General features: G+C 42.1%; 16 protein-coding genes. 10 read left to right on the plus strand and 6 right to left on the minus strand.

Annotation, left to right across the window (positions count from 1 at the left end; translation table 11 throughout):
- Positions 1–54 precede the first annotated feature (54 nt).
- A complete protein-coding gene (locus V7K69_RS08695) occupies positions 55–315 on the minus strand; it encodes a DUF7219 family protein (protein ID WP_063721264.1) in 261 nt (86 codons plus the stop codon).
- Positions 316–1,058: 743 nt separating this feature from the next.
- Here V7K69_RS08695 and purC point away from each other — a divergent pair.
- From purC to V7K69_RS08730, 7 genes are all read left to right on the plus strand, one after another.
- A complete protein-coding gene (purC, locus tag V7K69_RS08700; RefSeq protein ID WP_335033296.1) occupies positions 1,059–1,796 on the plus strand; it encodes a phosphoribosylaminoimidazolesuccinocarboxamide synthase in 738 nt (245 codons plus the stop codon).
- A gap of 174 nt (positions 1,797–1,970) precedes the next feature.
- Positions 1,971–4,424: a BamA/TamA family outer membrane protein gene (locus V7K69_RS08705; RefSeq protein WP_335033298.1), complete on the plus strand. Its 2,454-nt coding sequence runs from the start codon at positions 1,971–1,973 to the stop codon at positions 4,422–4,424.
- 225 nt (positions 4,425–4,649) lie between these two features.
- Positions 4,650–5,498 (plus strand): UDP-3-O-acyl-N-acetylglucosamine deacetylase, encoded by an 849-nt coding sequence (lpxC, locus tag V7K69_RS08710; protein WP_335033300.1) that lies wholly within the window; start codon positions 4,650–4,652, stop codon positions 5,496–5,498.
- Positions 5,499–5,596: 98 nt separating this feature from the next.
- The gene (gene fabZ / locus V7K69_RS08715; protein ID WP_335033302.1) at positions 5,597–6,127 is read left to right on the plus strand and encodes a 3-hydroxyacyl-ACP dehydratase FabZ; all 531 of its coding nucleotides are present in this window, start codon (positions 5,597–5,599) and stop codon (positions 6,125–6,127) included.
- A 305-nt stretch (positions 6,128–6,432) separates the two neighbouring features.
- Positions 6,433–7,251, plus strand: a complete 819-nt coding sequence (gene lpxA, locus V7K69_RS08720; RefSeq protein ID WP_335033304.1) for an acyl-ACP--UDP-N-acetylglucosamine O-acyltransferase — start codon at positions 6,433–6,435, stop codon at positions 7,249–7,251.
- 163 nt (positions 7,252–7,414) lie between these two features.
- Complete coding sequence (gene lpxB, locus V7K69_RS08725; RefSeq protein ID WP_335033306.1) at positions 7,415–8,623, plus strand: lipid-A-disaccharide synthase; 1,209 nt, start codon at positions 7,415–7,417, stop codon at positions 8,621–8,623.
- A 102-nt stretch (positions 8,624–8,725) separates the two neighbouring features.
- On the plus strand, positions 8,726–9,994 hold the full coding sequence (locus V7K69_RS08730) for a DNA cytosine methyltransferase (RefSeq protein WP_335033327.1): 1,269 nt from the start codon (positions 8,726–8,728) through the stop codon (positions 9,992–9,994).
- Between the two features lie 28 nt (positions 9,995–10,022).
- On the opposite strand, the gene V7K69_RS08735 is transcribed toward V7K69_RS08730, so the two are convergent.
- The 5 genes from V7K69_RS08735 to V7K69_RS08755 form a co-directional block, all read right to left on the minus strand.
- Positions 10,023–10,985, minus strand: coding sequence for an aldo/keto reductase (locus tag V7K69_RS08735; RefSeq protein WP_335033308.1), 963 nt, complete (start codon positions 10,983–10,985; stop codon positions 10,023–10,025).
- 249 nt (positions 10,986–11,234) lie between these two features.
- Positions 11,235–11,459 carry a hypothetical protein gene (locus V7K69_RS08740; protein ID WP_335033310.1) on the minus strand — a complete coding sequence of 75 codons (225 nt, stop codon included), beginning with the start codon at positions 11,457–11,459 and terminating at the stop codon, positions 11,235–11,237.
- A gap of 313 nt (positions 11,460–11,772) precedes the next feature.
- A complete protein-coding gene (locus V7K69_RS08745; protein ID WP_335033312.1) occupies positions 11,773–12,348 on the minus strand; it encodes a hypothetical protein in 576 nt (191 codons plus the stop codon).
- Between the two features lie 153 nt (positions 12,349–12,501).
- Positions 12,502–13,506, minus strand: a complete 1,005-nt coding sequence (locus tag V7K69_RS08750; RefSeq protein ID WP_335033314.1) for a hypothetical protein — start codon at positions 13,504–13,506, stop codon at positions 12,502–12,504.
- 185 nt (positions 13,507–13,691) lie between these two features.
- Positions 13,692–14,210, minus strand: a complete 519-nt coding sequence (locus tag V7K69_RS08755; protein WP_335033316.1) for a hypothetical protein — start codon at positions 14,208–14,210, stop codon at positions 13,692–13,694.
- Positions 14,211–14,443: 233 nt separating this feature from the next.
- Here V7K69_RS08755 and nfi point away from each other — a divergent pair, with 233 nt between their 5' ends.
- The 3 genes from nfi to V7K69_RS08770 all read left to right on the plus strand — a co-directional run bounded on the left by nfi (position 14,444) and on the right by V7K69_RS08770 (position 17,804).
- On the plus strand, positions 14,444–15,109 hold the full coding sequence (gene nfi, locus V7K69_RS08760) for a deoxyribonuclease V (protein ID WP_335033319.1): 666 nt from the start codon (positions 14,444–14,446) through the stop codon (positions 15,107–15,109).
- Positions 15,110–15,216: 107 nt separating this feature from the next.
- Complete coding sequence (locus tag V7K69_RS08765; protein ID WP_335033321.1) at positions 15,217–15,756, plus strand: FHA domain-containing protein; 540 nt, start codon at positions 15,217–15,219, stop codon at positions 15,754–15,756.
- 89 nt (positions 15,757–15,845) lie between these two features.
- A complete protein-coding gene (locus tag V7K69_RS08770) occupies positions 15,846–17,804 on the plus strand; it encodes an FHA domain-containing protein (RefSeq protein WP_335033323.1) in 1,959 nt (652 codons plus the stop codon).
- Positions 17,805–18,185 lie beyond the last annotated feature (381 nt).

The following is an 18,185-nucleotide window of genomic DNA, read 5'->3' on the forward strand; positions in this document are numbered from 1 at the left end:
CCCCCTGCTCCTTGTCCCCTTGTCCCCTTGTCCCCTTGTCTGCCCTCCGCCTCCTCAACCTTCAACCTCCCCCTGATCATCCTGAAAAGGGTCTTCACCAATTCGCAGTTCTTTCTTTGAGTGTTTCAACTGTTTCCATAGATCCCTTATTTGTTTGTAAGCTTCACCGGGAGGCAGCTTTCCACCTGTTTCTAAGTTGCAAATGTAGCTTACGCGTTGGGCAAATTCTTGTAGATTCGCATTAAAAACCAGGTTTTCTGGCTTTACCTGACCGTAGTAGCGACCACGAGGGTAGAGAAAATCATCCTTATTCACTATATTTGTTCTCCATTTATCAATTCACCTTCTATTTGAATGTCTGAAGCGAAATCACTAGCTACCTTAATCTTTACTTTCGTCAGACTGGGGAAAAGCAAACCATCCAACTCTTTTTCCAATCGGTTATGCAGGAATTAGTTGATTTAGATTATGAGACTGGAGATAAAGCTTGAAATGCTTTTGTTTGTTGTAAATGTTACACAAAAATGTCTGTTAAAGTAACTGCTGCTAAAATAACTAAAAAGAATATTTGATTTTCCTCCCGGTCTTCAGTTGATCTCATCTTAATTTATGAAGTTCAAATTGTAATTAACTTCAGTCCAAACCCTGAATTAAAAACTATTAAAACATATAAGTATATTTTACTAAAAAATTTTAGACAAAATAGTTACCAATCAAGTGTAATACTACTTAGGAAAAGATACTAGAAACCAGAGTCAATTGTCCTCTGTTAAAAGTTAGAGATTCAGTTGTTAATATTTAGCAACTGGCGAATGAGAGCATTGAGCATTGAAAAGAGGCAAAGGGGAATTGAGAATGAAGAATAGACAAGTCAGAAGGGGAAGACTTGTTCAATAATTCTCCCTTGTCCCCTTGTCTCCCTGCTCCCTGCTCCTTGCTTCTAAATTCTCCGCATCCTCTTCAAAAATCACCAATGGCTAATAGTTAATAACTAAAGATAAAATGATTAAGCCCGAAAGGACAAAAATCGTCCATCGCCTAGAACTTTAACTGCTACCATGTCTGTGAATTCCAAGTTATACGAAGGCAAAGCAAAAATTCTCTATACAACGGACGATCCGGAAGTCTTGTTGGCTGATTTTAAGGACGATGCCACGGCGTTTAACGCCCAAAAACGTGGCAGTATCCAAGGAAAGGGAAAAATAAATTGTAGCATTTCCAGCCAGCTTTTTAAACAGTTAGAAGCTTATGGTATAAAGACTCACTTTATCGACAGCCCTACCCCGAACCAGATGCTGGTGAAGGCAGTAAAAATTTTACCCTTAGAAGTAGTTATCAGAAATATTGCAGCTGGCAGTCTGTGTCAACAAACAGGCTTGCCAGTGGGTACAATTCTGAAACAGCCTTTGGTTGAGTTTTATTACAAAAACGATCAGTTAGGAGATCCTTTGCTCACACGCGATCGCCTTTACCTGCTAGAACTAGCTACTGCGGAACAAGTAGATGCAATTACACATCTAGCATTGAAAATCAATGAATTTCTCAATAAATTTTGGCAGCAATGCGGCATTACCCTAGTAGACTTCAAGCTAGAGTTTGGTTTGGACTCACAACAGCAGTTGCTCTTGGCAGACGAAATTAGCCCCGACACCTGCCGTTTGTGGGATACCACAGAAGAGGACTCAAATCGCCGGGTAATGGACAAAGACCGCTTTCGCCGAGACTTAGGAAATGTAGAGGATGCTTACCAGGAGGTTTTACAAAGAGTGCTAAAAGCAGTAGAAACTACAACTTAAACAGGTAAAAACCAAAAGGTCAGAAGGAATTATATTTAACTTTTGCCTTTTGCCTTTTGCCTTGTAAAGTAAAAAAGCAAAAGAAAAAAATTATATTTTGAATTTTACCTTTGGCATGAGGGCATTATTGCCTTGTGATGGTGTGTGTGGTCGTGAAGAGGAATCATAAGTAAAATGCGTTTATCTCCCGTATTGCTGGCAGCAATAGCAATTACAGTCCCTTTGGGCGGCTCATTGAGTGCAAAAGCAGAAACTGCCAAAACGTCAAAACAGACAACAGAAGTTTTGACACTAGAAACAAATCAGCAGCCAGAAAAGGAAAATAGTCAGCTTGACTCTAGTAAAAATCTCAAATCTCGATCTAATCTCACAGGGATTATAGAGGCACAAAAATCTCGGATTGTCGCAGTTTACCCTGCTAATCCGACACCAGGGGTAATAGTGCCAACCTCCACAACGCCAAAAACTGCACAACAAACCCCTCAAATCAATCCCAGCCCAACTCCAGAACCATCTACCGCTCCAGACATCCCACCGCCAGAAATTCAACAACCAACACCTTCCCAAACTCCTGAGACAACTCCAGTCCCAGAGAATGTCAATCCACCGACAACAGAACCTTTATTACCTACAACTCCAGAACCATCTACCGCTCCAGACGTTCCATTTCCAGATGGTCAACAACGAACACCTGCTCCAAGACCAGGTGCTACACCCAGTCCGCAGAATGTTAATCCGCCGACAACTCCAGAAAGTACTCAACCCAACACAGCCCCGGAAGCCAATGACCCCCGCGTACTGGTGTCGGAAGTACTCATTAGATCCCAGTCTGGGCAACTATCCCCAGAACTGGAAGAACAAGTTTACAGAGTAATTCGTACCCAACCAGGACGAACAACAACTCGTAGCCAACTGCAAGAAGATATTAACGCCATCTTTGGTACTGGCTTCTTCTCCAACGTCCAAGCATCGCCAGAAGATACCCCCTTAGGAGTGCGGGTGAGCTTTGTTGTACAGCCTAACCCCATCCTGAGCAAAGTAGAAGTGCAAGCCAATCCTGGCACTGGTGTTGCCTCTGTACTCCCACCTACTACTGTGGATGAAGTATTTAAGGAGCAGTATGGCAAAATCCTCAACTTGCGTGATTTGCAAGAAGGCATCAAGCAGTTAAACAAGCGGTATCAAGACCAAGGTTATGTGCTAGCCAACGTCATTGGAGCGCCCCAAGTCTCTGAAAACGGAGTTGTTACCCTACAAGTAGCAGAAGGTGTAGTAGAGAATATTAGAGTCCGGTTCCGCAATAAAGATGGTCAAGAGACAGACGAGAAGGGACAACCAATTCGCGGACGGACACAAGATTACATCATTACCCGAGAATTGGAGTTGAAGCCAGGGCAAACATTCAACCGCAACACGGTGCAAAAAGACCTACAGCGCGTGTACGGACTAGGGCTATTTGAAGATGTGAATGTCTCCCTAGACCCTGGTACTGACCCCAGCAAGGTGGATGTAGTCGTGAATGTAGCGGAACGCAGCAGTGGTTCTATTGCGGCTGGCGCAGGGATTAGTTCTGCTAGCGGACTTTTTGGAACAGTTAGCTATCAACAGCAAAACCTGAATGGTAGAAACCAAAAACTGGGCGCAGAAGTGCAGGTGGGAGAGCGGGAACTGTTATTTGACGTGCGATATACAGACCCTTGGATTGCGGGAGATCCTTACCGGACTTCCTACACAACCAATCTTTTCCGCCGCAGTTCCATTTCCTTGATTTTTGATGGCAAAGATCAAGATATTAGAACCTTTCAAGAGGGACAAACGGATGAAGGCGATCGCCCCCGCATTCTCCGTCTAGGTGGTGGTGTCACCTTTACCCGTCCTCTTTCCAGCAATCCTTACAAAACTTCTGTCTGGACTGCTTCAGCCGGTTTACAGTATCAACGAGTTTCCGCCCGTGATGCCGATGGCAACCTCAGAAAAGAAGGAGCGGTATTTGATGATAACAACAATCGCATCAGTGAGCCAATTCCACTGACCGAATCTCCAGGAGGTGAAGACGATTTACTACTGCTGCAACTGGGGGCACAGCGCGATCTCCGTAATAACCCATTGCAACCCACTAGCGGTTCTTATCTTCGCTTTGGGGTTGATCAGTCGGTTCCCATCGGACTAGGAAACATTCTCCTCACCAGAGTGCGGGGTAGCTACAGCCAATATCTACCCATCAAGCTGATTAACCTTACCAAGGGGGCGCAAACTTTAGCATTTAACCTGCAAGCAGGAACCATCCTTGGTGATTTGCCTCCCTACGAAGCCTTTACTCTTGGGGGTAGCAACTCCGTCCGGGGTTACGAAGAAGGAGCATTAGGTAGTGGACGCTCTTACGTGCAAGCATCAGTTGAATATCGGTTCCCAGTTTTTTCAGTAGTCAGTGGCGCACTATTTTTTGATCTCGGCAGCGATTTGGGAACCAGTACCAGAGCGGCTGAAGTATTGAACAAAAATGGTAGTGGCTACGGTTATGGTCTTGGCGTTCGCGTCCAGTCTCCACTGGGGCCAATTCGTATTGACTACGGTGTCAACGATGACGGAGATAGTCGGATTAATTTCGGTATTGGCGAAAGGTTTTAGTTTGTCATTAGTCAGTTGTCATTGGTCATTAGTGAATCACAAAAGACAAATGACAAAGGACAAATGACAAAGGACAAATGACAAATGACAATTAGCTTGCTAATTTTGACATTTACCTCAATACTGTTCCGATAAAGGGATTAATGACTTTTTTAGGGGAATATCAGGGACTTTACCAAAACAGACGATGAACAATACTAAACAAAATATATTGACTTTTCGGCTATGCAACAGCGCACTCTAGCAGCCGAAATCACCCAAGTAGGGGTGGGATTGCATAGCGGTGTGAATACCCAGGTGCGGATACTACCAGCTGAAACAGGAAGTGGACGCTACTTTGTGCGGGTGGATTTACCGGATTTGCCGATTATTCCAGCCCAAGTTGCGGCAGTTAGTCACACTGTTCTCTCAACTCAGTTGGGAAAGGGTGAGGTATATGTTCGCACAGTAGAACATTTGTTGGCAGCACTTTCGGGTATGGGTGTGGATAATGCCCGGATTGAAATTGATGGGTCAGAAGTCCCGCTTTTGGATGGTTCCGCAAGTGTGTGGACAGCCAACATTGCCCAAGTTGGGCTAGTATCACAACCCGTTAGCAACCAAGTTTCCTTGACTGTTACAGAACCAATATGGGTCTATCAAGGGGATGCCTTTGTATGTGCCCTCCCAGCACCAGAAACTCGTTTTAGTTACGGTGTTGATTTTGACCTGCCCGCCATTGGTAATCAATGGTATAGTTGGTCACTAACCACTGAACTAGAAAAAGCTTCTGCTAGCTTTGCTGCCGAAATTGCTCCTGCCCGTACTTTTGGGCTACTGCATCAAATTGAACACTTACAAAAAACTGGGTTAATTAAAGGTGGTAGTTTGGATAATGCACTTGTTTGCGGGCCAGAAGGGTGGCTAAATCCCCCGTTGAGATTTGCAAACGAACCAGTCCGTCATAAAATCTTGGATTTAGTAGGAGATTTGAGTTTACTAGGAGCTTTTCCTCAAGCTCATTTCTTAGCGTATAAAGCCAGCCATAATTTACACATTCAACTGGCTCAGAAAATTTTAGATTTTGGATTTTAGATTTTGAATTTGCTCTAAAGCTTAAAATCCAGGATTATTAAGGTTTCGATCTGCGCTTGCCTGCTAAACTTTCAGATGAAAAATTAACTATAGGGCCAATGTCAATCCTCACTGAAGTAAATATTATCGATCCAACGACACCTACATCTACTGAACTACAGGGTATAAATGAGACTGCGATCGCCTCTGAAATAAAAACAACTTTCACATCTGAAGAAATTCAAAAATTATTACCCCACCGCTACCCATTTTTACTTGTAGATAAAATAATTGACTACGTTCCAGGTAAAAAAGCTGTTGGCGTTAAAAATGTTACTATCAACGAAAACTATTTCCAAGGACATTTCCCCGGCCGTCCACTGATGCCAGGGGTGCTAATTGTCGAAGCAATGGCACAAGTTGGGGGCATTGTTCTCACTCAAATGTCTTCGGTAGAAGGCGGGCTATTTGTTTTCGCTGGTATCGATAAAGTTCGCTTTCGCCGCCAGGTCGTACCGGGGGATCAACTAGTCATGACAGTGGAACTGTTATGGGTAAAACAACGTCGTTTCGGTAAGATGCAAGGTCGTGCCGAAGTTGACGGTCAACTTGCTTGTGAAGGGGAATTAATGTTTTCTCTAGTCAACTAAAAGTTTGCTTTCGTGGTGTGGGCATAGCCGTGAAATGCCCTTACTGAATCCTACAAAAGGATAACAGTAAAAAAAAATCCACAACAGCATCTGATAATTTCTTGATTTTCGATGCCCTCTCTACGAGATGCTACTCGAACACACTTAACTTGCTTTGCCCGACACTTTCGTTCCTGAAATACTTCACGCTCTACCAGTCGCCTTGATGGGGCGGTAGTTTGTATAAATCTCTTAACCAGATTAACACGCTGCCTTAGAAACCCTATCTGGCGCTGACTTATCAAGACAGTTCTGGAGATTCACCCTTGAAAACGCTAATTCATCCAACTGCTGTAATTCATCCGAAATCGGAACTCCACCATACAGTGCAAGTCGGTGCCTATGCTGTGATTGGAGCGCATGTCAAAGTGGGCCCTGAAACAATAATCGGCGCTCATGCTGTGTTAGAGGGGCCTTGTGAGATTGGGGCGCAAAATCAGATTTTTACAGGTGCAGCCATCGGTATGGAACCCCAGGATCTCAAGTTTGTGGGAGAACCAACTTGGGTCAAAATTGGTGATAACAACTTAATTCGTGAGTACGTTACTATTAACCGCGCTACTGGTGCTGGTGAAGCAACAGTAATTGGTGATGGTAACTTGCTGATGGCTTATGTCCATGTGGCTCATAACTGCGTAATTGAAGACCAGGTAGTGATTGCCAACTCTGTAGCGTTGGCGGGTCATGTGCATATTGAATCACGCGCCAGGCTGAGTGGGGTTTTAGGTGTCCATCAATTTGTCCGTATTGGTAGACACGCAATGGTGGGAGGTATGGCACGTATTGACCGGGATGTAGCCCCATATATGCTAGTAGAGGGAAATCCGGCACGAGTGCGAACCCTCAACCTTGTAGGGCTAAAACGGTCTGGTATGGACTCAGTAGATTTGCTTGCGCTCAAAAAAGCCTTCCGCATTCTTTACCGTTCTGATTTGTCCTTTAAAGATGCCTTGGAAAAACTGGAACTTTTAGGGGATAGCGAACAATTACAACATCTGCGTCGCTTCCTGCTACTTTCTCAGATGCCAGGTAGACGTGGCTTGATTCCCGGTAAAGGGAAAAAAAGCACGAGTGATGAATCGTGAATTATGAGTTAGAAGAGACGCGATTAATCGCGTCTGTACAAAAGGTAGGAGTAGAGACGCGGTTTATCGCGTCTCTACAGGAGTTATGAATTGATGAATTAAATTTTTAACTCCGCACTCCTAAGTATTCATTCTTAAGTTTTTACTAATTACCAATTATCAAATGCGGATTTTTATCAGCACTGGCGAAGTATCTGGCGATTTACAAGGGTCGCTGCTAATTACAGCGCTGAAGCGTCAAGCTATGGCGATTGGGTTGAAATTAGAGATTGTGGCGCTGGGTGGCGAAAAAATGGTGGAGGCTGGGGCAATTCTGCTGGGCAATACTAGTAGTATTGGCTCAATGGGTATTCTAGAAGGGTTGCCTTATATTCTACCGACTCTTCAGGTACAACGTCAGGCGATCGCTTCCCTAAAACAAAATCCACCAGATTTAGTAGTGCTGATCGATTATATGACTCCCAATCTGGAAATTGGGACTTATATGAAACAGCAGTTACCAGATGTACCTGTGGTGTATTACATCGCTCCCCAAGAGTGGGCTTGGTCATTAAGTTTACGTAGAACTAACCGGATTGTTGGTTTTACAGATAAGCTCTTGGCAATTTTCCCACAAGAAGCCCATTACTTTCGTGAGAAAGGGGCAAAAGTTACTTGGGTAGGGCATCCTTTGATTGACCGAATGCAAGACGCTCCCAGTCGCCAAGCAGCGCGTGCAACACTGGGGATTGCGCCAGAACAAATTGCGATCGCACTTCTCCCCGCCTCTCGCCGCCAAGAATTAAAATATCTTTTACCAATTATTTTTCAAGCTGCCCAAACTCTTCAAGCTAAATTACCCGAAGTTCATTTCTGGATTCCCCTATCTTTGGAAGTCTATAGACAGCCAATTGAGGAGGCTATTAGGCGTTACGGTTTACGGGCGACAGTTCTATCAGGTCAACAAATGGAAGTTTTTGCTGCGGCTGATTTAGCCATTAGTAAATCTGGTACTGTAAATTTAGAACTTGCTCTGTTAAATGTGCCCCAAGTTGTAGTTTACCGCCTCAGTCGCCTGACTGCTTGGATAGCTCGTAAAATCCTCAAAGGTTCTATCGCCTTTGCATCGCCACCAAACTTAGTTGTGATGAAGCCGATTGTGCCAGAATTTTTACAAGAGCAAGCCACAGCAGAGAATATTATCCAAGCCGCGATGGAACTACTACTCAATCCCAGTCGTAGAGAGCAAACTTTGCTAGATTATGAAGAAATGCGGCTGAGTTTAGGAAAAGTTGGAGTGTGCGATCGCGCTGCTCAAGAAATTTTGCAAATGGTAGCGGGGAGTAGGGGACAAGAGGACAAGAGGACAAGGGGACAAGGGGACAAGAGGTGAGAACTTGAAACAAGTCTTTCCCCTTGTCCCCAATTCTCCTTGTCCCCAAGTCCTCTTCCCAATGCCCCATCATGCCCAATGCCCAATCTTTTTAGAGGTGTCATGGCTTATGAGATGAGAAAACAAAGAGCGATCGCAGTTGATTTGTTCGCTGGCGCGGGTGGTATGACTCTGGGCTTTGAACAAGCTGGTTTTGACGTGCTAGCGTCTGTAGAAATCGACCCTATCCACTGTGCAACACATGAGTTTAACTTTCCTTATTGCTCAGTGTTATGTAAGAGTGTTGTGGATACAACCGGTGAAGAAATTAGGAGTCGGTCTAAAATTGGCGATCGCGAAATTGATGCGGTAATTTGTGGCTCACCATGTCAAGGATTTTCTCTAATTGGTAAACGGGTTGTTGATGATCCGCGTAATTCTTTGGTATTTCACTTTCATCGCCTGGTTTATGAGCTAAAACCAAAATTTTTTGTAATGGAAAATGTTCGAGGGATAACGGTTGGTGAGCATAAACAAATCCTCCAATCTTTAATTAGTGAGTTTAAAATTTACGGTTATAAAGTAGAAGAAAATTACCAAATTCTCAATGCTGCAAATTACGGAGTACCACAATCACGGGAGAGATTATTTCTCATAGGTGCAAGGGAGGATGTAGAATTACCGAAATATCCTCAGTCGATTACAAAACCAGCCTTACCAAATAATTTAACCTCTAAAAAAATATCTGATATCCCCTTCAGTCCTACAGTATGGGATGCAATTAAAGATTTACCGGAAATAGAAAAATATCCTGAGTTAGTAACAAGAGATTGGGTTGTTGGAGAATACGAAAAACCTAGTAACTATGCTCGTGTACTTCGGGGTCTTAAATGCCTAAAAAATGATTATTCTTATAAACGTGAATATGATTTGCGAATCCTTTCTTCAAGTTTAAGAACAAAACATTCTGCGGAAACTATTCAACGTTTTCAGGAAACTGAACAAGGTGAAAGAGAAAAAATTAGTCGTTTTCATAAGCTTCATCCTGGTGGTGTCTGCAATACTTTAAGAGCCGGAACAGACAAATATAGGGGTTCTTTCACATCTCCTAGACCGATTCATCCATTTACGCCTCGTTGTATTACAGTCAGAGAAGCGGCGAGATTACATTCCTACCCCGATTGGTTTAGATTTCATGTAACCAAATGGCACGGATTTCGGCAAATTGGTAACTCTGTACCACCGCTACTAGCAAAGGCTGTGGCGAGTGAAATTATTCGTAGTTTGAATATTTCGCCTTTTAAGCCGAGTTTGCGATACAAGTTGGGAGACGAGAAGCTACTACAGTTTAAGATGTCGCAAGCGGAGCAATATTATCAGTGTAAGTCATAATACACTTTGTAATATATGCAAGGTTCGGCTAAGTCCAAGTACGGAAAAATGTACTATCTTCCCAGACATTAGCAGCCGCCAGTGCGATCGCTGTTAATTCTTCCTTTTTGAGAGGCACAAAAGCTTGCGCTATCTTGACATTATTCTCTAACTGTGCGGTAGTTTTCGCCGCAACTACACAACAATGTACTCCAGGCTGAGACAGTGTGTAACCTAAAGCTTGCTCCATACCTGTCAACGCACCTGGTTTAAACAGTCGACCATAAGCCGGGACTTTCATCGCAATCACACCGACATTTTTTTCTTGAGCAACTGGTAGAACCACCGGGATAAATGGATGTGGGTGGTGTTGGTCGGCAGCATTCACAGGAATCAGTGTAGTGTGGAAAGGATAGCGGCGTAAGCCTTCGGCAATTACTTGAGGATCGTGATGTCCGGTAATACCTACGAAGCGCACCAGTTTTTGTTGTATGGCTTCTTCTAAAGCTTTAATTGCGCCAGATGGACTAAAGATGGTGTCGAGTTCTTCAGAAAAAGAAACGTGATGCAGCTGCCACAAATCGAGATAATCTGTATTGAGACGTTTTAGCGATCGCTCCAATTCTCGCCAGGCTCCATCCCAATCTCTTTGATCAGTCTTGCTTGCTAGAAATATCTTTGAGCGATGGGGTGGTAGCACTTTGCCTAAATAATCTTCACTCGGTCCATAAATAGCGGCTGTATCAAAGTAGCGAATGCCAAGTTCCAGCGCTCTTTGAATAATTGCTGTAGCATCACCCTCTTCTCCTCCCCCGGATAGTGGCATTTGTCCTCCTCCTAACCCGAAGATAGGCAAATTTACTTCCGTGCGTCCCAGTACCCTTTCTGGCATAGTTGCTGGCGGTGTTGCGGTGTTAGTAGTATTTTGCTCAAAAACATTAGTTGCCACAATACCTCCAGTTACAGCAATGCTGGTAATTAGGAAATTACGCCGCGTTTTTCCTTCTGTCATGATTGGCTTCGGGGGCGAAATTACTTTTATTATAAAATTTTAGCTAGGGGGGATTAACTGGATATCCTTCTAAAGCATAGATCCAGATGTTGGTATGGAGGTAGAAGTCTACGCCTTGAATAGCATTTATAATTTTAGCGTTACCGATCAAATATATGAAAAGCTCACGCAGACAGAAATAGAATATTTAGCTTTTTTCAACTAAGTTTTTGGAATAATTGATATTCAAATTCAGAAATGCCAAAATTTTTATACATCTCGTTCTTGACGAATAAACTTATCCACTTCTTCCGGTGTCGCAAAACTGCCTTTAGCAGAGCCGATAAAGCTAGTCAAGGGCTTTTCAGAATGCCTTGGGGGTGACTCCAGAAGTACTATCACCTCTACAGTTGCACCTGCTGGAAGTTCTGGAGAAGAGATTTCTACTACACCACCAGGTTTGACGATCGCGTGTTGCCTGAGTCCATTAAGCATGATAATTTATCCTCATTAGTGTCGAACATCCCATTTCATCAGGATAGGTGAAAATCAGAGCGATGCCTACGGCGGCAAGCTACGCAGTGCTTTTTCTAGTTTAGCGCTGAGGTGCGATCGCTTTTACTTGCAGAGATATTAATCTTATATTAGGACTCTTATTTGATTTTTGAACAAGACTCAGTACGAATCTATCCCTTCTTTTCTATTCTCTGTTCCCTATTCCTTGCCCACACAAGTAAACTCAGGAATCAAACCGGATTCCTAGATAAATTATTATGTCAAGAATGTGTTGTGCTAAAACATATTGATATTATTCACAATTTTCTGTCGCCTGACTTGTTAAGAGGCAAACCTGCCTTCGTGCCTTATTTTGATCTTCTTGAATTTGTCCTAAAATAATAATACTTATAAATACAGCAATACTTAAGATACATTGTTTAATAGTAAGCCTTTTAATAAAATTATTGAGCGCCACTGTAAACTTTTGATCAAAAACAGATTCTTTTATTTTACTATTATTTTCTTGAGCGCGTGTTTGATAAAAATCTGAATCTAAAGACTGCTTGATTGGGAATGAATTTAATTTTTTTTGCAACTCTACTTCAAATTCATCACTCCAAGCTGGAAATTCCTCGCCTATTTGTCGCCCGTAAATTTTTGCTCTCTCAATAGACGCAGCACCTAAGCTAGTTATATCTTTGCGAATAAATGCAACTAAGGCTTGCTGATTTGGTACTTGGGCAGATTCTAGCATTACCTGTAAGCAACCATCCTTGAGTGCTATTTTCGCTGTAATACCTTTGGGTTGTAATTGGCGGTTCAGGAGAGATGCAATCGCTTGTGCATCTCCTTGTTTAGCAAGTTCTAAAAAATTCGGCTGTGTCATAACTAATAAATCTGAAAAGCTGAGATAATATCTTCTAACTCAGGATTCCCTATTTACAGGTAAAAGCAACATTTTCAAAAATTTTAAAGCTCGACATTTAAAATTTTTCCCATCATGGAAGTGGTATAAATACAAGTATACACTTAGCGCATATTAATAACCCTTAATTAGTGCTAAACATAAAAAACCACCGCTAATAACGAATGAAAACGCTGACAAAGTTTTTAAATTAGACCCCTGCAATGCAAAACAAGCTAAAATAAAAGATATAATTACAATATTAAGCAAAAGCTTTCTTGCTTTTCTCCAAAAAAGTTTTTCGGATGCTATTACTTTTTTTATAGCCTCCTTTTCTTCTTGAATTCTTAGGAATTTCAGGGGTTTAAATTCTGAAAATCGCAGGTTTTCAAAATCAAGAGGTTTATTATCTATTACACTATTAATATATCTTTTCATTTCTTCAAATTCAGGCTGTTCTGCCCAACTAAATATAACAGTATTCTCATCTATTACAGATGCCAATACTCCACCTATTAATTCAATACTGCCCTCAATGCAAAATTGTAAGTATCCTTTATTTAAAGGATCAGCAGGTTTGAATTGAATAGCTGTAATTCTTCTAATAGGTATTTCTTTATCACTATTTAAGCTTTGAGTTATCAGTGCCGTTAATATTTTCCTGGAAATAATAATACGATTGTGAGTTAAACGAATTTCACCATTACTGCCTTGAATTTTATAAGATAAATTTTTATTATTATTTGATTTTGTTCCAGATTTAGTAAGCAAAGGGGATTCTAAAGATTCATTCTGATCGGGAACTAAATTTAAAAATTCATTGGCAGAAAACAATGAGCTAGCTTGTACTAATAAATCAAACTCTAGGTTCCAAGCTGGAAATTCCTCACCTGTTTGTCGCCCGTAAACCTTCACTCTCTCAATAGATGCAGCACCTAAGCCAGTTATACCTTTGCGGATAAATGCAACTAAGGCTTGCTGATTTGGTACTTGGGCAGATTCTAACATTACCTGTAAGCAAGCATCCTTAAGTGCTACTTTTACAGTAATGCCCTTGGGTTGTAATTGACGGTTCATCAGAGATGCGATCGCCTGTACATCTCCCTGTTTAGCAAGTTCTAAAAGATTGGGCTGTGTCATAACCAATAAATCCGAAAAACTGAGATAATATCTTTTAACTCAGGATTCCCTATTGACAGTTAAAAACAACATTATTATAAAATTTTTAGCTCTACATTTAAAAGTTGTTTGGATTTATTAGATTTTTTGCAAAAATTTAAACTTTAGACTCTTTTTCTGCACCTCTGGATTAGGAAAACTAAATACTAACGTTCCTTTGTAATTACAGAACTACCATTACTAATACTTACTTTTTGAATAAAAATATCAGTACAAGATGATAAAATATCAGAGCTTATTTGATTAGCAATAAATTCAAAATCTTGGTTTGTTAATCCCCGCGCCGTATCGCCACTTAAATTAATAAAAATAGTTAGAAATTGAGCTTCACAAGAAGACTCTTCATTATCTGCTTCTAATTCATCTTCTACTATGCCTAGATTAAACTCTTTAGTCCAAGCTGGAAACTTCTTACCCGTTTGTTGTCCGTAAATTTTCACATTTTCAATAGATGCAGCCCCTAAACCAGTTAAACCTTTGCGGATAAATGCAACTAGAATTTGCTGATTTGGTACTTGGGCAGATTCTAGCGTTACCTCTAACCAAGCATCTTGAAAGGCAACTTTTGCAGTGATCCCTTTGGGGTGTAGGTGGCGGTTCATCAGAGATGCGATCGCATCTACATCTCCCTGTTTTGCAAGTTCCAGAATATTCGGCTGTGTCATAACCACTAAAAGAGAAAATCTAGGAAAATAAGCTTATATTCTTAGAATTCCCTCTTAACAGCCTTAAGTAACATGATGATGCAAAATATCAACTAACTTAGGTTAAAATATTTAGTATAAAGATAGTCTTTCACAGACTTTTGTAAAAAATATATTTACCTGGATAAACATCGGTTTTTGCCCTTGCCAAATTAACAGGATTAATATTAATCAATTAAATTCCCATTTTCAATATGAAGTTTTATCGAGATCATGCTTGGCCTTCGACGCTCGAAGAAGCCATAGTTATCCAAGAAAAGCTGCGAGATCAGGTAATTACCGAGGATCAACTAGAAGAACCGATCCACTATGTTGCTGGAGTGGATATGGGTTTTGAAGCTGATGGAACAATTAGCCGTGCAGCTGTCGCAGTACTGAGTTTTCCTGATTTGCAAGTAATTGAGACGAGCCTAGCACACCGTCCTACTACCTTTCCTTATGTTCCTGGGTTCCTCTCATTTCGGGAAATTCCAGCTGTTCTTGATGCCCTGGAGAAAATTCAAACAACGCCAGATATTATCCTGTGTGATGGTCAAGGAATTGCTCATCCCCGGAGATTAGGTATAGCTAGCCATTTGGGGTTACTGATAGATATGCCAACAATTGGTGTAGCTAAGTCTAGGTTGGTAGGTAAGTATGAGGAATTGCCAGAAGCCAAAGGCAGTACGCAACCACTGATATATGAGGGTGAAACCGTTGGGGTTGTTTTGCGATCGCGCACCGGAGTAAAACCTTTGTATATCTCCAGTGGTCATCGGATTAGTTTACCTACAGCAATTGACTATGTATTACGCTGCACGCCAAAATATCGGCTGCCAGAAACTACACGCATTGCTGATAAATTAGCATCGGCAAGATAAAGCTTGTTGAAGTTTTTTCTAAATACTTGCTTCCACCGACTCAATCATGTTAGGAATCGCACAGAAAGAAGTTGAAGTAGCTAAATACGAATTACGAAGTTAGAACAATGAACGCACTAACTTTACAGTGGCACGATGCAGGTCAAGATAAAACTCAGAACATTTACGAACAACAGCCAAGTCAAAATCCTGGTACTGTCCGCATTGGTCGCGATCGACTCCGGTGCGATATTGTTTTGAGTCATCCTACTGTATCTGGTCTGCACGTTGAAATCTTTTTTCATCAACAGCAACAGCGCTTTTATATCAGGAATTTGCGATCGCAAAACCCCCCCCTGATTGATGGACGGCAATTATCCCAAGGTGAAATGCCTTTAACAGAGGGCACTAGCATCTCTTTGGGACAAGTAAAACTCAACGTTACTCAAGTTTCCACAGGCAGCATTCCAGCAACAATTTTAATGCCACCGCATCCTGGACATCATCACCATTCACCAACACCTCCCGCGCCAGCGCGAGGAATTTATGGTTTAGAATGCCCCAAATGTCATAAAGTTTCCCCAGGAGAGAATCTACAAATTGGCTGTCATTGGTGTGGGACATCTTTGGCTGCGGCTGTGAGTGTGTTAGTAGCACCGGGTAGTTAGGGACAAGGAGGACAAGGGAGACAAGGGGGAATTCTTGAACAAGTCTAATGACAAATGACAAATGACCAATGACAAATGACAAATGACAAATGACAAATGACTTACAAATTCAATTAAGTTGGGAAGAACCAGCGACAGGAGAACGGCGAGAACCAAGGTTGAATATACCGATCGCTTTTGGTCGAGAATTCCCGCGCTTACCTGCCGAACTTAGGGGGATGCGTGTTTCTCGGATGCTGCTTAACAGTAACGAAGTTTCTCGCTACCATGCCCTAATTGACTGGGAACAAAACCAGCTAGTGGTGATTGACCAAGGCAGCGTTAACGGTGTATATGTCAACGGGAAACCACAAACGCGCAGTGTTTTGGCTAATGGCGATACATTGCAAATTGGCCCTTATGTAATCACAGTGAAATTTGGTGCTAGCATCTCTGAACCAGATACTAGCCCCCCTTCAACGATTCACTTCAACGCAAAAACCAATCTTCCAGACCCCACATTGCCTGTAGCCCAGCCGCTAACGCCCTTGGCAAGTAATTTCCCGCCACCAGCGTTTCAATCGGAAAATGTCGCCGTGCAAGCGCTTTATGCTACAGGTCTATCAGTAGATGAATCTGATTATCTAGCGATCGGGGCGGGACTGGGTAGCTTTATTTGGGCTGATTTACTGCGAATTAGTGGTGTGCGTCCTGACAAGATTGTAGCTTTGGGATTGGAAGCAGAGCCTTATGCTCGTTACAAGCGCCTTTGTTTGAATTCGCAAATTCCCTTATATGAAAGACTGCGTTCTAATTCTGACTCTTGCCCTGATAATATTTGGGGCTGGCCTAGTTATGCCTTGCGTGAGGCTTGGCGTGATTGCAGCAAAGGACAGATAAACTCAGCATTGAAGTATTTATGGCAAGTGTTTGCTGAACCAACATTTGCTGAAACTTATACACCTCGTGCGGGTAATGTCTTTGATTCCATAGATAGGGAGGCGAAGCGCATTGGCTGGAATCAAATTTATCGTTATGGACGAGTTAGGGCAATTCGCAAAACTGATGATGGCAGATATTGCGTAGCCTATTCTCGCGCCCCAGGAAATTATGCTTTTTTAGTTACTCGTTATTTACATTTAGCTACTGGATATCCAGCAATTCAGTTTCTTCCCGATTTGCAAGCTTATAGAGAAAAATATCAAGATTTTAAATCAGTCGTCAATGCTTATGAAGCCCACGATCATGTTTATGAACAACTAGAAAGACAAGGTGGTACGGTATTGATTCGGGGGCGGGGAATTGTGGCTTCGCGGATTGTGCAGCGCATTTATGAAGCCAGAAAGCGAAATCGGAATATTGCAGTTTTGCATTTAATGCGATCGCCTAAACCTCAAGGCAACAAATTTCAAAATACCCAACGCCTAGTCAAAAATCATTACGAATTTCAACCCTTTAACTGGCCAAAAGCCTGTTGGGGCGGCGAACTCCGGGCAATGTTAGAAAAAGCTACCCCCGATGAACGCAAGCGTTTACTAGCAGACTGGGGTGGAACAACCACCGCCGACCGCCAGGATTGGCAACAAATTACTGCCCAAGGTATCAGCGAAGGCTGGTATCAAATTACCTTCGGTGAGGTGCTAGATGTAGAACGAGATGCCCAAAACCGAACTATTACCCATATCCGAGAGCAAAGCTTTGGGGAAATGAAGTTGCTAGCTGACTTTATTGTTGATGCTACTGGACTGGATGCGAAAGTAGATGCCAATCCTCTGATAGCAGATTTAGTAAAACATTACAATCTCCCAGTGAATCATCTGGGACGATTGACTGTAGCGAACAATTTTGAATTAGTAGAAATGCGTAGTGGCAAAGGTCAAATGTATGCTGCTGGGGCTATTACTTTAGGTGGCCCTTATGCAGCAGTTGATAGTTTTTTGGGCTTGCAATATGCTGCATTAGTAGCCGTTGATGGACTCGCCGCCACCCGTGCTACTGGAGTCCATCGTTTGAATACTATAAATTCCTTTAGGCAGTGGTTAAAGTGGGTGTTAAATCAGTCACCTTAGTTTAAGAGGCTCTTGCGTTGGTTTTATGTTACAGCATTAAAATAGCCGTTTTATAGAAAGGCTCAAAAATTTAAAATCCAGTCATAGCAAGGAACATAGGCTTTGATTAGATTTTATTTATTATTCGACTCCATAAAAGGAACTGAAGAGCCGTTTAAGAAATTGCAGGAAATATTCTCAATCAAGCAATGGCGATCGCTCTTGTCGCTCCCATCCCCAACAAAACACCTTTAAACGCGATAGGATCAATACTCATAGATTGATATTTAATCATATTTATAATGTCTTACAGCACTTCCGGCTGTTATGAGGTACAGTAGCAGCAATTAGCAAACCAGTTTCTTAAATGTTGAGGATTTATTAAGTCGAGTGCAACTGATA

This window comes from Nostoc sp., assembly GCF_036917775.1.
Lineage (GTDB): Bacteria > Cyanobacteriota > Cyanobacteriia > Cyanobacteriales > Nostocaceae > Nostoc.

Bases quoted from the DNA above. Each gene is read 5' to 3' on its own strand.
- purC (WP_335033296.1), top strand. From the start codon at position 1,059: ATGTCTGTGAATTCCAAGTTATACGAAGGCAAAGCAAAAATTCTCTAT.
- V7K69_RS08705 (WP_335033298.1), top strand. From the start codon at position 1,971: ATGCGTTTATCTCCCGTATTGCTGGCAGCAATAGCAATTACAGTCCCT.
- lpxC (WP_335033300.1), top strand. From the start codon at position 4,650: ATGCAACAGCGCACTCTAGCAGCCGAAATCACCCAAGTAGGGGTGGGA.
- fabZ (WP_335033302.1), top strand. From the start codon at position 5,597: ATGTCAATCCTCACTGAAGTAAATATTATCGATCCAACGACACCTACA.
- lpxB (WP_335033306.1), top strand. From the start codon at position 7,415: ATGCGGATTTTTATCAGCACTGGCGAAGTATCTGGCGATTTACAAGGG.
- V7K69_RS08730 (WP_335033327.1), top strand. From the start codon at position 8,726: ATGGCTTATGAGATGAGAAAACAAAGAGCGATCGCAGTTGATTTGTTC.
- V7K69_RS08735 (WP_335033308.1), bottom strand. From the start codon at position 10,985: ATGACAGAAGGAAAAACGCGGCGTAATTTCCTAATTACCAGCATTGCT.
- V7K69_RS08740 (WP_335033310.1), bottom strand. From the start codon at position 11,459: ATGCTTAATGGACTCAGGCAACACGCGATCGTCAAACCTGGTGGTGTA.
- V7K69_RS08745 (WP_335033312.1), bottom strand. From the start codon at position 12,348: ATGACACAGCCGAATTTTTTAGAACTTGCTAAACAAGGAGATGCACAA.
- V7K69_RS08750 (WP_335033314.1), bottom strand. From the start codon at position 13,506: ATGACACAGCCCAATCTTTTAGAACTTGCTAAACAGGGAGATGTACAG.
- V7K69_RS08755 (WP_335033316.1), bottom strand. From the start codon at position 14,210: ATGACACAGCCGAATATTCTGGAACTTGCAAAACAGGGAGATGTAGAT.
- nfi (WP_335033319.1), top strand. From the start codon at position 14,444: ATGAAGTTTTATCGAGATCATGCTTGGCCTTCGACGCTCGAAGAAGCC.
- V7K69_RS08765 (WP_335033321.1), top strand. From the start codon at position 15,217: ATGAACGCACTAACTTTACAGTGGCACGATGCAGGTCAAGATAAAACT.
- V7K69_RS08770 (WP_335033323.1), top strand. From the start codon at position 15,846: ATGACAAATGACTTACAAATTCAATTAAGTTGGGAAGAACCAGCGACA.